Below are 14,124 nucleotides of genomic sequence, written 5' to 3' on the forward strand. Positions count from 1 at the left end.
TTAGTTTGTCGAAAAGATCGAAAATACAAGGTAGCAAAGACTGTTATACGGTTTAGAACCCGCGCACATACGTTTTGGCGAAGGCGAACGCAACAACCTGCTAGCAAGCCAACTGTTATCGGACCGCACCTAGAGCCGGGTTGTTCCCCCGAAACCTCATAACGAGCGACTGAAGCGTAGGTACCCATTCCCCATTCTCTCCCATACACAAGCGTATGGGTTTGCACGTCCATGGACCTTGTGGAGTAACTACTTAGATACATCAAAAAAGATGGTTAGAATAGTAGGGAATTTGTGTAGTGAGAGGTGATTTCCTCTTTAATTACAGCCTCTTTCCCTCTCGCTTTCTTGCTGCCTGAGTAGTTACCGTCCGGACACCTTTACCGGACGGTTTTCCTTATTGCCTGGCGAAACCAAAACGAGGAAGCAAAGCCATGCGACAGAGGTTTGAATTTGGGCGGCGGCTATTTGCCGACGGCTTGCCGGATTGCGGCGTTGATTTTGTCAACATCGACGGGGCCTGCGGCTTCGTCGGACAGCTCGTAGCGCTGCTTCAAAGTTAAAATCCGGCTGACGCTGCGATCGATTCTTTCCGCGGCAATGACTCCGGATACGACGGCTTGCTTCAAGGCGTCGAGCACCAGACGCGCGTTTTTGTATTCGTGGGCGACCAGCAGAATATCGCTTCCGGCATTAAAGGACTGCACGGCCGCTTGCCCGAGATTGTAATGCTTCGTTATCGCGCCCATCGTCATATCGTCCGTCATGACGACGCCGTCGAAGCCGAGCTCCTCCCGCAGCAACCCGGTAATAATCTTCGAGGACATGGAGGATGGGACGCCGGGGTCGAGATCGGGCAATAGGATATGGGCGATCATGACGGAATCGGCTTTGGCGCGTACAGCATCGGCAAACGGGACGAGCTCCAGCTTGCGCAGCTGGTCCGCCGTCTTGTCCACAACCGGGAGATCGAGATGGGAGTCGACGGAAGTATCGCCGTGTCCGGGGAAATGCTTGACGACCGGAATCACTTTTTGGTGCTGCAGCCCCTTCATCAGTTCGATCCCATAAGAGCTGACGATTGCGGCCGAGGGGCCGAACGACCGGCTGGCGATGACCGGATTGTTCGGATTGCTGTCCACATCCAGCACCGGGGCATAATTAACGTTGAAGCCGAACGCCCGCAGTTCCTCGCCTATCGCTTCGCCGATGCTGCGAGCACGCTCCGGTTTTCCGGCTCGCGCGATATCCCGGCTGGACGGCAAGGCGGCTAAGGGCGGCGGCAGCCGGCTCACCTTTCCGCCCTCCTGATCGACGCTGAGCAGCAGCGGAATGCGGCTGTTGCGGTTGGCCTGCTTCAGCTCATTCAGAAACGATACGGTTTGTTCGACCGATTCGATATTCGGCTTGTATAAAATAAATCCTCCGACGCGATCCTTTTCGATCAGGCTCCGGGTTTCCGGGTCCAGCTTCGTGCCGTTGACGCCGGCGATGACAAGTTGTCCCAGCTTTTCGTCCAGCGACATCGACTTCAGCCGCTCCTGAATCGGATCGGGTGCGGCGGGCGGAGCGGGAGACGCGGTACCTGTTCCAGTTCCGGTTCCTGTGCCGGTTCCGGGCTCCACAGGCTCCTTTACCGTGCCTGCGCAGCCGGAGACGGCTAAAGCGAGCAGCAGCGGTATGGCGGCGAGCAGCCTTTTCATGGCGGCACCTCCTTAGGTTGTCATATTCTGCACTATTTCCATGGATCTATAGGCGGATACATGCGGATACATAAAATGGACGAGGGAAATCGCTAAAAGTTGCATCTTATTAATCATGAGCACTCCGGAGGATTAGCGGGTTATTGAGATTAGACGGCGATGTGCGGCTTGGGCGGCGGCAGTTGCGGGCTGTTCGTGCTTTCCCTATCGGCCGGGTCGTGTTAGAATGGAGTTATTCTCCATAACTACCCTTGTTAAAGGAAAAAATCTTTTAAACTTACTTATCGCTAGGAGAGAAAACCATGCAAACGATCGTGTATGTTCCGTTGGACGAAAGACCTTGTAACTACCGCTACCCGCAAATTTTGGCGTCGATGACGGATATGACCTTAAAAGCGCCGGAGATCGGCATGTTAGGACGCAAAAAAACGGCTGCAAATACAGATGCGATCCGCGACTGGCTGCCCGGGGCGGTTTCCGGCGCAGACGCTCTGATCGTTTCGATCGATATGCTCGTGCACGGAGGAATCGTGCCGTCCCGTCTGCACCATACGGACGAAGCGGTCTGCAAGGAGCGTCTGGCCGTGCTGGCCGAGCTTAAGCGGGACAATCCGCAGCTTCGCATATATGGATTCAACCTGATTACCCGGGTTCCGGCTTACTCCAGCTCGGAGGAAGAACCGGATTATTACGCCGACTACGGCAACGAAATTTTTACGTACGGCTGGCTGAAGGACAAGGCCGAGCAGGAAAGTTTGGATGAGGAAGAGACGGCTCGTCTGGAGGCGGTTACGGCTGCAATTCCGGAGGCGGTGCTGGAAGATTTCCTGACGCGCCGGAAAACGAATTCGTTTGTGAATGCGGAGACGATGAAGCTTGTCCGTGACGGAATTATCGATTATCTGATTGTCCCGCTCGACGACAATTCCCAATACGGCTTCAGCCCGCTGGAACAGCGGAAGCTGACGCTGCTTGCGGAAGAGCTCGACATCAGCGACCGCGTCATGATTTATCCGGGTGCGGACGAGATCGGCTGCACGCTGTTCGCTAGAGCGTTTTGCGAAGCGAAAGGGTATATTCCGAAAGCGTTCGTCCGCTATTCTTCGGTACATGGCCCGTTCGTCGCGCCGAAGTACGAGGACCGCTCCCTCGGGGAAAGCATCAAATATCATTTGACGGCGGCAGGAGCCGTGTCGCACGACAATTCGGCCGGAACCGACTTTGTCCTGATGACGAATTCTCCGCCGGTCGGGCAGAAGGATATGGCGGAATGCTCCACTCCATACAGCGGGCGCAACCGTGCGTATTTTTCGGAGACGAATCCGAAGGAGTTCGTACAGGCGATCCGCCATTATATCCGGGAAGGCCATATGGTTGCATTGGCCGACGTAGCGGTAAGCAACGGCTCGGATCTGCCGTTTATGAAGCTGGTCGCGCGCAGCGGACTGCTGCACGATATTGCGGCGTATGCGGCTTGGAATACGTCGGGCAATACGCTCGGAACGGTGATCTCCCATGCGATCATCGAGTCGTATTATCGCGGCCGCGGCGACCAGTCGGCGGAACGGCTGAATCGGAGCAGAGCTTACTATTATTTCCGGTTAATCGAGGACTGGGGCTACCAGGCGCTTGTCCGCAAAGACGTTATCCATAACGAGCTGCCTAAGCTTGGAGCCAGCTACTACGAGCTGACTCATGTGCAGGCGGAAGTGTATGCCGTCATCCAGCGGAAGCTCGAGGAATTCGTGGAGCAGTATGTACAGGAAAGCTGCCCGGGACGAATCCGCATCGAGGACGTGCATTTGCCGTGGAGCCGGATGTTCGAGGTTGGGTTTGAGACGGTGTTGGAGCAAGTGTAATCGCTACACGCTCAGGGCATGACCTATTGGTTTGAAAATCGGAGTTGGCCGCCGGCAACGCATTTTATCCCATACAATACGTTCTGAGATTGCAATCGGCAACTCGTGAAGTCCCCGTTTTGTCCTGACCGGACAGGATCGGGGGCTTTTTTTAGGTGGTCGACAGTGCGAGAGTGCGGTCCTCTTCGCGACCCGGCTTGCCACGCCTCATCTTAACTCGTTGCGTCTAAGCGGCTCCGGCGGTCTGGTCATTCGCTGCGTAGAAAGCTTTGTTTTGTTGGCGTGCCCCGTCCTCCGGCCAATGGACACCGCGGCGCGTTTGCGAAACAATGTCATAACGGACACAGCTGCAGCTTAGAGTGGAAAAAGGGGTGGAGTGGATTACGTAACGGACATGGGAGCCGCTTATAGCTGTCTAAGTCCTCCTTTTTACGGATTAATTGAGTAATAAGTGCTTCTATGACCGTTAGAATGAAAAAGTGCTACAAATTGACGGCTAAGCGGCTGTGATGTCCGTTACAGAAATGCGGCGCAAGGATGAACTTGAACGCAGCAACAGTGACAAACGTGACAACTGAGGTAGAAGTGGCAAAAGAGGCAAGCGTGGCAGATGGGACAAAAGTGACAAACCAGGCAAAAAAGGCAATCGAGGCAAACGGGACAGGAAAGGCGAAAGGGGCAATAAAGGCAAAAGAGGCAAGCGTGGCAGATGCGGTAGACGAGGTAAACGGGGGTAAACGAGCGAAGCGAGGCAACCGAGGCAACTGAGGCAGACGAGGTAAGTGAGGCAAGCGAGGCAAACGGGGCAAATGTGGCAGACGAGCCAAAAGAGCCAAGCAAGGCAACTGCGGCAACCAAGGTAAACTAACCAAACTAACAATCGTGCACCGCCGCCCTCTTTGTGCCGGACCGGGTTGGCGTGGAGAAGGGCTGACCGATAAAAAGTGGTTTACGTAACCGTCCGCATCATGTATACCTAGGAGTAACGGAACGTATGGAGGAGTGGGTGTATGGACTTGAAGCCGATTATCGCCGTTACAGCAAGCTGTGACGAGAATACCGCCGTTTTGAAATATGCGTACTCGGACTGGATTATACGCGCGGGAGGTATACCGGTCATCGTCCCGTTCGGGCTCGGAGAGGCGGAAGTCCGCCGGCTGTGCGGCAAGACGGACGGTCTGATGCTTACCGGCGGCGCGGATATCGATCCGGGCTATTACGGGGAGGAGCCGCTGAAGGAACTGGGGCGAATTACGCCCGAGCGCGACCGGCTGGAAGTGCTGCTGATTCGCGAATATGCGTCCGCCGGCAAGCCGATCTTCGCGATATGCCGGGGCGAACAGGTGTTAAACGTGGCGCTGGGCGGCAGCTTGTATCAGGATATTTATTCGCAATGCAAGACGATTCAGCATAGCCAGAAGGCGCCAACCTCCCACCTGTCTCACGCGGTTACAGCCGACGAAGACAGTCTGGTAGCGCGAATTGCCGGGACGACTTCGTTTAAGGTGAACAGCTTCCACCATCAGGCCGTCAAGCAGCCGGCTCCCGGTATGCGGATAACGGCCAGAGCCGGGGACGGGACTGTCGAGGCGATCGAAAGCGAGAGCGGCGACCGGTTCGTCCTCGGGGTGCAGTGGCACCCGGAGGAGACGGCCGGCACGGACGATATCTCGAGGAAGCTGTTCGAAGCGTTTGTCGGGGCTTGTCGGGGACGGTGACGATGACGATGGAAGGCGGCATGCGCAACTATTATTATGACCGGAAGCCGGCGATTCGCGCGGCCGGCTGATGGAAGGCGGGGGAGCGGCATGTGGGTCGGGCAGTCGCAGGTCCAGGGCCTTTATACGAAACTGAATATGACCCCGCAGTTGATTCAGGCGATGAACGTGCTGCAGATGGCGGCGGCCGATCTGGAGTTGTATGTCCGGGATCAGCTGGAGGGAAATCCGTGCATGGAGCCGATGGAAACGGTGGAGTCGGCGGAATATTCGCGCGGCAGCCGGAGCCGGAGCCGGTCCGACAGCGGTGGGCGCGCACGCAATCCCGACCGCGATGAGGAACTGGGGCGAGTGTGCGCCCCGGAGGAGACGCTCGAACTGTCGCTGCTCGGTCAGCTCCGGATGAGCGGCATGGCGGACGATCTGTATCGGATCGCCCGGTATTTGGCGGGCAATCTGGATGAGAGCGGCTACTTGCGGATCGGGGTGGAGGAAGCGGCCGCTTGCTTGCGCGAACCGGTCCGCCGGGTGGAGGAGGCGATCGCGGCTTTGCAGTCGCTGGAGCCGGCCGGAGTGGCTGCGGCAACGCTGCAGCAATGCTTGCGCCTTCAGATCGAGCGGGATTCTTATGCCAACGAGCATGCGATCCCGATCGTGAACGGATATCTTCAGGAGGTGGCGGCCGGCAGCTACCGGCGCATATCCGTTGGGCTGGGCATCGGAATCGCCGAGGTGGAAGCGGCGGTAGCTTATATTCGCACGCTGAACCCGCGCCCGGGTGCGGGGTATTCCAGAGATTCGGGGACGATTATCGTTCCCGATGCGGAAGTCCGCAATGTCGGAGGGGACTATGTTCTGTTTCTTAACGATCGGAGCACCCCTTCCCTTCGCCTTAGTCCGTACTACAAGCAGCTGGCGTACAATAGCGGGGATATGCGGACGAAAGCGTATCTTCGCGATCATCTGCAGGCGGCCCGCTCGCTGATCCGAAGTCTGGAGCAGCGAAAGGCGACGTTGAGCCGGGTTATCGGTGCGATCGTGGAGGAACAGCGCGCGTTTTTGGAGCGGGGCGTAGACGGTTTGAAGCCGATGAGCCTGCGCACGATCGCGGAACGGCTGCAGTTGCACGAGTCGACGGTAAGCCGGGCGGTTCAGCACAAATTCGTGCAGCTGCCGGGCGGCGTTTATGCATTGAAGTTTTTCTTTACAAACGGGTTGCCTACGAGCGGCGGCATCCCGGCCTCGGCGGAAGCCGTAAAGGCGAAAATAAGGCGGCTGATCGACGGAGAGAACAAGGCGACGCCGCTCTCCGACCAGCAGATCGCCGATCTGCTCGCTGCGGACGGCCTGCACATTTCTCGCCGGACGGTGATGAAATACAGGGAGGAGCTGCGATTGAGGTCTTCCCGGCAAAGGGCGAGGCGCTAAACGAATTTCAGGGAAATGATACAGAGAGGGTGCGGACGGTTGAGCAAAACATCGATAGGGAAAACGCCGGGAGAACGGGCGGCCGCACGGCCCTATTCGCATATATGGGAACATTACGCGGACGAGCTTCGTCTCCTGGATTTGAAGCTGCTGCAGCTGTACAGCCGCCGCGGTTTTCCGGAGCAGGACCCGCAAGCGGACGCCTTCCGGGGGATGTACGTGTCCGAGGACGAATTTATGCGTTTGGTCGCGGATGTGGAGGAGGTGACGGATGCGGAGGAAGACGGAGATCCGGAGACAGAGGAACGCGCGGGCAAAATCAACGCCCTCCGGGACGAGATTGCGGGACGCAAGGCGGCGAGCAGGGAGAGCGGCGTCTTTTTGCCGATCGTGCATGTAAGCAGCGTCTTCTCCTTAAACGCCGTGGAGCAAGGGGTCGTTATGCTGGCTCTGGCTGTCGAGCTCGACCGGAAATATGAGCGGATATTCGGATTTATGGCGGACGATTTGACGATTCGTTTGCCGAACGTCGGCCTTGCGCTTCAGCTCGTATGCCGGACGGCTGACGAGATGCGTGCGGCCCGGGTCGCTTTCTCCCCGCGCGGCAAGCTGTCGAAGTATGTGCTGGCGAAGGAGGAGAACGAACCGTTCGGCAGGCCGCTGCTGTCCAGACCGTTTGCGCTCGACCGGAGAGTGACGGCGTTTCTTCTCGATACGGGCGCGCTGGACGAAGAGCTCCAGCCGGTCGTGACGATCCATTATCCGGACGAACTTTTGGAGCCGTTGCTGGTGCATCATGACGTGCAGGCGCAGTTGTCGGCCCGCGCTCCTGTCGGGAGCTCCGCCTCCTCCGGGCGAAGCGGCGAAGCCGCGACGGGAGTCCGGCTGTGGGGTCCTGCAGGCTCCGGCAAAAAGTTTCAGCTTCGTCACGCCGCGGCCAAATGGGGCAAAAACTTGCTGATCGCCGATATGCGGGCGATTGTCGCCGAGGGAGAAGGGTTCCGCAGCCGGCTGGGCAAAGTGCTGAGAGAGGCGCTCCTGCATCAGGCGTGCCTCGCCTTCGAGAACGCGGAAGTACTGGACCCGGACGAGCCGGACGCCGGCGCCAGAGAGCGGCTTCGCCTGTTTCGCGAGGAGTTGGACGATTGCCGGCTTCCCGTCTTTTTACTGTCCGAGTCCAGGTTGAGGGCGGATCTGGGGACGCCGCGCCGAGGTTGGCTGGAGCGGGAGCTGACCGTACCTTCGGAGCAGGAGAGATTGTCGGTCTGGCAGGCATATGCAGCGGTACAGGGGTTTGATGAAGCTGTGGACTGGCCGGGGCTCGCTGCCAAGTTCCGCTTTACTCCCGGGCAGATCCGGAGCGCGCTGCAAGAAGCGGTGCGGTCGGCCGCATGGAACGGCGAGCGCGCGGCGGCCGTCATCGATCAGGCGAGCTACGGGCAGGTGCGGCACAGTCTGGAACGGAAAGCCGTCCGGATTCAGCCGCGCTACGGCTGGGACGATATCGTGCTGCCGGAAGAGCAGAAGGAGCTGCTGCGCAACGCCTGCAATCAGGTGAAGTACAGAAATGTCGTATACGGCGACTGGGGCTTCGAACGCAAGCTTGCTTACGGAAAAGGGCTCTCGATGCTGTTCGCCGGTCCTCCCGGCACCGGGAAGACGATGTCCGCCCAAGTGGTGGCCAAAGATTTGCACATGGAGCTGTATAAGATCGACTTGTCGCAAGTGATTAGCAAATATATCGGGGAGACCGAGAAAAACTTGCACGAGATTTTTCAGGAGGGGCGCAAAAGCGGGGCGATCCTGTTTTTTGACGAGACGGACGCCTTGTTCGGCAAACGGTCGGAGGTCAAGGACGCGCACGACAAATATGCGAATATCGAGACGGCGTACCTGCTGCAGAAAATGGAGGAGTACGACGGGATCTCCGTACTCGCCACCAACCTGCTGAACAATATCGACGAGGCGTTTCTGCGAAGAATCAATTACGTCATCAAGTTTCCGTTCCCGGACGCGGAGTACCGGGAGAAAATATGGCGGGCCACGATTCCTTCGGAAACGCCGCTTTCGGACGACGTAGATTTCAAATGGCTGGCCAAATCGTACGAAATCGCCGGAGGCAATATCAAAAACGTCGTTTTATCGGCGGCGTTTCTGGCTGCGGAGAGAGGGACGGGGATCGGCATGCGGCATCTGGTTCACGCCGTGCGCCACGAATTGCAGAAATCCGGGAAAATCGTCCCGCGAACCGGCTTCGAACATTACTGAGAGAGCTTAAATTGTGGTAAATCTCACCGAAATCGCTATAGCTAAGTACACTATATTACCTATATAATAGAGTAGAGTCGGAAAATGTCACGCATGGCTTGCCTGCAATAGGCAATTCGATGGATACGAAAGAGAGCCGGACATTGCATACACGCATGCATCAGGGTGCCGCCGAATAGGCGGCGCTTGATCGTTGCGCGTGGTTTGGCGGCAGCCTTTCCGAACGATTTACCGTTTGCGGTTGGGAGTGGATACTTATAGGCGAATATTCCGTTATAGCCGATGTCAGCGCTTCCCTCATCAAGCTGCTTCGGGAGCGCATGACGCCCGATCCGATCCCGCAGCCCGAGCTGATCGGCCTCGGTAGCCCGGTGGACAAGGGGGATTTCTACTTGTCGCTGTTTCTGTACAGCGTACGGGAGAGCGGCGACAGCCGGAAAACCCAGATGGTCTCGCGGGGAACGGGCGAAATTCAGTTTCCGCCGATGACGGTGGATCTTCACTACTTGATGACGGTGCATTCTCCGGCCGAGCTGCAATCCCGAGCCTTGGACGAGCAGCGTATTCTCGGTCGTGCGATGCAAGTGCTGTACGATCATTCCGTCCTGCGCGGCCCGGCGTTAATCGGCACGCTTGCCGAGCGGAATGAGGAAGTGCGCGTCGTGATGGAAAGCATGCCCGGCGATGCGCTGCTGAACATGTGGAATTTCGCCGACACGCCTTACCGGTTGTCCGTCAGTTACGTTGCAGGACCTGTTATGATCGACTCGACTCGAATCAAAACGACCAAGCGGGTTACCGAACGAGACGTCTCGATTCAAGGTTAGGGGGAATCCGCATGGAACAACTGCGGATCGTTCGTATGAAAAGCCGGGTGTCCCTGGTCGTGCTGCTGCGCGATAGTTTCCTTGCCGCGCCGCCGTCCGACCGGAAGCTGGAAGTCCGGCTGGCGAATTACCCGAGGAGGCCGGTCGGCAAGCCGGACGGCACGTACATATTTAACGATTTGGAACCGGGCGAGTATGAGCTGGAAATCGATTCTAGTTATTATTTTCGGGAAACGCGGCTGATTTCGGTCGGTACCGGAAATGTAATCGTTCAGCTTCCGCTGCTCCCGCTGCCTTCCTATCCGTACCGGCCGAGCGTCACCCTGATCCGGGCTATGGTTACGGATGCGTCGGGGAATCCGGTGCGCGGAGCGCTCGTCACGGCTGCCCTTTCCTCCGAGGAATGCGTCGTAGGGCGTCTCGCGGAGGAGCAGACGCCGGAAGGGGCCGCGGAGATCGCGGTATCCGGTCTGTCGGTGCCGGCAGGCTGCGGCGATACGTTCGTGCTCGTCGGCCGGGGGGCGAAGGAAACCCGGGAAACGGTGCGAATCCTCGATACGATCGAGTATCAGAAACGATTCCGGCTGGAACGTCCGCTGGAGGCTGCCTATTCGCGCGGATCGATGCTGCTGCCGGTATACCGGACCAGGACGACGGAACGCGGAGAGATCGCGGTCGCCTTCCCAGGAAGCGCTGTCGAAGCGTATCCGGCGTCGCTGAGCGTGCGCGCGCAGGACGGGGAACCGGCGGTTATGGATGTGACGGTCAGGCAGGGCGTCACGGTGAGTCTGGGGACATGGGTGTTGAAGTAGAATGGAACGATGGCCGAAAGCGTCATTCCTCCATTTTGCAACATAAAGCAAAAGCTGAAAGGAGAGAACTGGCATTCGTTTGCCGCAATGTCCCAGGCGAAACCGAGGGACAGGCAAACAGGTCCGGGAAACAATGGCTGAGTATTTATCGCCAGGCGTGTATGTGGAAGAGTTTGACAGCGGCGCTCAACCGCTTGAAGGTGCAAGCACGAGTACAGCCGGCTTTATCGGTCTGGCTCAACGCGGGGAGATCGAGGGGCTTCCGCAGCTCGTCACGAGTGTTGCCGATTTTAACCGTATCTTCGGAGGATATTTGTCCGAAAATGCTTTCGGCGATTACCGGTTTTTGGCTTACGCCGTAGAGCACTTTTTTCTGAACGGAGGGTCCCGCGCGTTCATTATGCGGGTAGCGCCATCCGACGCGAAGCCGGCAAGCAACCAAGCGGGCGGCAGCAAGGAATCGGCCGTTCTGAACATCCAGTCGAAAAATCCGGGAACTTGGGGCAACCAGGTGAGGATTGCCGTCGTACCGTCCAGCAAAGCCAAAACGCAAATCTATGAAATTTTGGGCGAAGCGGGACAAGCCAAGCAATACCGTGTGAAGAACAACGCCGGATTCAACGTAGGCGACGTCGTCGCTTTCGAAGCCGGCGGAGAGAAGCAGTACAACAAGGTCGTCTCTTCCCAGGACAACATTATCGAGCTCGAGTCGGCGCTTGAGGGCGGAGATTCCGTCGTGGATCAAAATCTGCTCCCGGCGAAAGTGCTCACGACCTGCGAATTTACGTTCCATGTCTTCTATGGCGACGAGGCGGAAACGTTCGAGAAAATGTCGTTGAACGTCTCGGCGGCAAACCATATCGAGAAAGTGATGGCACGCTCGAATATCGTCAAAGTGCAGGACATCTCCAGCGGCGATTTCGGCGCGGTCGCACCGTTCGAGGTCGTATCCGGAAGCAGCGAGTCGCAAGGCAAGTTCCAGATCGCCCTGTCCGGAGGCAGCGACGGCTCGCTGGCTAATTTGTCCGCTTCCGACTTCATGGGCCAAGACCGCGGTCCGGGCAAGCGTACCGGTATCCAGGCGTTTATCGACAACGATTTCGCCAGCATTATGGCGGTTCCGGGTGTAACCGACCCGAACGTTCAGCTTGCGCTTGTTGCGCATTGCGAGAATTTGGGCAGCCGTTTTGCGATTCTCGACATTCCGCGCGACAAGACGAAAGTGGCGGACGTCATGACGCACCGCAACATTTTCGACAGCCAGTACGCCGCCATGTACAACCCGTGGCTGCAAGTGTTCGATCCCCTCGACAAACGCAACATCTACATACCTCCTTCAGGTTCGATGGCCGGTATTTATGCCCGTTCGGACAATACGCGCGGCGTGCACAAGGCTCCTGCGAACGAGGTCGTGCGCGGCGTAGTCGGACTCGACTGCCAATACAATAAGGGCGAGCAGGATATTCTCAATCCGCAAGGGGTCAACCTGATCCGTCAGTTTGCCGGACAAGGGATTCGCGTATGGGGCGCCCGCACTTGTTCCTCCAACGGACTGTGGAAATATATCAACGTCAGACGTTTGTTCATTTTTCTGGAAGAATCGATCCGCAACGGCACGAACTGGGTCGTCTTCGAACCGAACGACGAGCAGCTGTGGGCACGCGTACAGCGGACGATCGACGCGTTCCTGACCCGGGTATGGAGAGACGGAGCTCTTACCGGAGGAAGCCCGAGCGAAGCGTTCTACATCAATATCGGCAGAAGCACGATGACGCAGGACGATATCGACAACGGCCGCCTCATCTGCGTAATCGGCGTCGCTCCGGTGAAGCCTGCGGAGTTCGTCATTTTCCGGATTACGCAAAAAACGAGAGAAGAGTAAGCCGCTGGCGGCTTACATGACGCTGTTCATTCTTAAAGTCTGGGGAAGGGGTATAGTATGGCAGGCGAGCGCAAAGATCCATACCGCAATTTTAGGTTCCGTATCGAAGTGGAAGGCATTCAGCAAGCCGGTTTCAGCGAAGTGTCCGGCTTTGACGCCAGTTTATCCGTAATCGAATACCGGGAGGGCAACGAGACGATCACGCCACGCAAACTTCCGGGACTCGCCAAATACGGCAACATTACGTTGAAGTGGGGCGTCACCGACTCTTTGGATATGTACAATTGGATGTCCGAATCCATACAGGGCAAAATCTCGCGCAAGACGGTGACGATCATCGCGATCGACGAGGAAGGCCAGGACGTGGCCACTTGGCAAGTTATCGAAGCATGGCCGTCCAAATATTCGGCTCCCGGCTTCAACGGCTCGGGCAATGAAGTGGCGATCGAGAACTTGGAGCTCGCGCACGAAGGCATGACACGCACGAAGTAAGGAAGCGAAGAAGCGGTAGAACAGCCGGGCGGCATAGCCCGGCTGTTCCCGGGACTTCGATCGGAACGTTACGACTAGGAGGACTTGAACGATGGCTTTTCAAACCGAGTACGAATTTGTGCTTCCCCGCGGCTATGTCGACGAGAACGGAGATCTTCACAAGCGCGGCGTGATGAGGCTGGCTACGGCGGCTGACGAAATTTTGCCGATGCGCGACCAGCGCGTCCAGCAAAACCCGGGCTACCTGAGCATTATTTTGCTTGCGAGAGTCGTCACCAAGCTGGGCGATCTGCGGGCGATCGATACCCGCGTCATCGAAAGGCTGTTTACGGCGGACCTCGCTTATTTGCAAAATCTGTACCGGACGATCAACGAAGCGGAAGTGCCGAAAGTACACTGCACGTGTCCGAAGTGCGAGCATGAATTCGATGTGGACGTTTCTTTTTTGGACGAGACGGCGGAGGCATAACCGGCTATCCCGTCGACAAAATTTATGAAGAGGCCAGCTTTATCGCTTATTACTTTCATTGGCCTCACGAACAGATCATGTCGATGGAGCACCGGGAGCGCCGCCGCTGGTGCGAGGAAATCTCGAAAATTAACCGCAATTTGAACGATGACGGGAAAGAAGCGCCGGACAATCCGTTCGATGTGTTTAACAAGAGGTGAGCCAGATGAAGACCGTACAACGCGTGAACGATGTGAACGGCGCGTTCCGGTTCAAGGTGGAGCTGGACGGGCTTCTGGTCGGCGGGTTCTCCGAGGTGACGGGCATCAAGTCCGAAACCGAGGTGATGGAATATGCCGAAGGCGGGCTGAATACCCACGTGCACATATTCCCGAAGCAGACGAAGTATCCCCGGATCGTGCTGAAGAGGGGCATGACCCAGTCGAGCGAGCTGTGGGATTGGTATGACGGGGTAGCCGCAGGCCAGGTGAAACGGAAAAGCGGCTCCATTATCCTGCACAACCAAGCCGGCAAAGAGATTTGCCGCTGGAATTTTTTTGACGCTTATCCGGTCAAATGGAACGGGCCGGACTTGAACGCATCAACCGGCAGCGTAGCGATAGAATCGATCGAAATTGTGCATACCGGCTTGAAAACGATCTTCAGCAAATAGAGTGGCAGGCAGGG

At 57.3% G+C, this 14,124-nt stretch carries 13 protein-coding genes; 12 read left to right on the forward strand and 1 reads right to left on the reverse strand.

Annotated features, from left to right (window positions below; genetic code table 11):
• Nucleotides 1-464: 464 nt before the first annotated feature.
• On the reverse strand, nucleotides 465-1,703 hold the full coding sequence (gene nagZ / locus PV433_RS29035) for a beta-N-acetylhexosaminidase (protein ID WP_332075496.1): 1,239 nt from the start codon (nucleotides 1,701-1,703) through the stop codon (nucleotides 465-467).
• Between the two features lie 302 nt (nucleotides 1,704-2,005).
• Between nagZ and PV433_RS29040 the strand changes: the two genes are divergently transcribed.
• From PV433_RS29040 to PV433_RS29095, 12 genes are all read left to right on the forward strand, one after another.
• Nucleotides 2,006-3,562 (forward strand): DUF4127 family protein, encoded by a 1,557-nt coding sequence (locus PV433_RS29040; RefSeq protein WP_332075497.1) that lies wholly within the window; start codon nucleotides 2,006-2,008, stop codon nucleotides 3,560-3,562.
• Nucleotides 3,563-4,099: 537 nt separating this feature from the next.
• Entirely contained in the window at nucleotides 4,100-4,330 is a 231-nt protein-coding gene (locus tag PV433_RS29045; protein WP_332075498.1) for a hypothetical protein, read from the forward strand.
• 242 nt (nucleotides 4,331-4,572) lie between these two features.
• A complete protein-coding gene (locus PV433_RS29050) occupies nucleotides 4,573-5,280 on the forward strand; it encodes a gamma-glutamyl-gamma-aminobutyrate hydrolase family protein (protein ID WP_332075499.1) in 708 nt (235 codons plus the stop codon).
• Nucleotides 5,281-5,370: 90 nt separating this feature from the next.
• Nucleotides 5,371-6,708: an RNA polymerase factor sigma-54 gene (rpoN, locus tag PV433_RS29055; protein WP_332075500.1), complete on the forward strand. Its 1,338-nt coding sequence runs from the start codon at nucleotides 5,371-5,373 to the stop codon at nucleotides 6,706-6,708.
• A 39-nt stretch (nucleotides 6,709-6,747) separates the two neighbouring features.
• Complete coding sequence (locus PV433_RS29060; protein WP_332075501.1) at nucleotides 6,748-8,976, forward strand: ATP-binding protein; 2,229 nt, start codon at nucleotides 6,748-6,750, stop codon at nucleotides 8,974-8,976.
• A gap of 275 nt (nucleotides 8,977-9,251) precedes the next feature.
• Nucleotides 9,252-9,803: a DUF4255 domain-containing protein gene (locus PV433_RS29065; protein WP_332075652.1), complete on the forward strand. Its 552-nt coding sequence runs from the start codon at nucleotides 9,252-9,254 to the stop codon at nucleotides 9,801-9,803.
• A gap of 11 nt (nucleotides 9,804-9,814) precedes the next feature.
• Nucleotides 9,815-10,615 (forward strand): hypothetical protein, encoded by an 801-nt coding sequence (locus tag PV433_RS29070; protein WP_332075502.1) that lies wholly within the window; start codon nucleotides 9,815-9,817, stop codon nucleotides 10,613-10,615.
• Nucleotides 10,616-10,748: 133 nt separating this feature from the next.
• The gene (locus PV433_RS29075; protein WP_190930633.1) at nucleotides 10,749-12,497 is read left to right on the forward strand and encodes a phage tail sheath family protein; all 1,749 of its coding nucleotides are present in this window, start codon (nucleotides 10,749-10,751) and stop codon (nucleotides 12,495-12,497) included.
• 57 nt (nucleotides 12,498-12,554) lie between these two features.
• A complete protein-coding gene (locus tag PV433_RS29080) occupies nucleotides 12,555-12,989 on the forward strand; it encodes a phage tail protein (protein WP_190930632.1) in 435 nt (144 codons plus the stop codon).
• A 91-nt stretch (nucleotides 12,990-13,080) separates the two neighbouring features.
• Nucleotides 13,081-13,458, forward strand: a complete 378-nt coding sequence (locus tag PV433_RS29085; protein WP_190930631.1) for a phage tail assembly protein — start codon at nucleotides 13,081-13,083, stop codon at nucleotides 13,456-13,458.
• A gap of 20 nt (nucleotides 13,459-13,478) precedes the next feature.
• Nucleotides 13,479-13,658 (forward strand): DUF6760 family protein, encoded by a 180-nt coding sequence (locus PV433_RS29090; protein WP_332075653.1) that lies wholly within the window; start codon nucleotides 13,479-13,481, stop codon nucleotides 13,656-13,658.
• Between the two features lie 5 nt (nucleotides 13,659-13,663).
• Nucleotides 13,664-14,110, forward strand: coding sequence for a phage tail protein (locus tag PV433_RS29095; RefSeq protein ID WP_332075503.1), 447 nt, complete (start codon nucleotides 13,664-13,666; stop codon nucleotides 14,108-14,110).
• Nucleotides 14,111-14,124: the final 14 nt, after the last annotated feature.

The organism is Paenibacillus sp. GYB004, assembly GCF_036577605.1.
In the GTDB taxonomy this organism is placed as follows: domain Bacteria; phylum Bacillota; class Bacilli; order Paenibacillales; family NBRC-103111; genus Paenibacillus_AB; species Paenibacillus_AB oceani.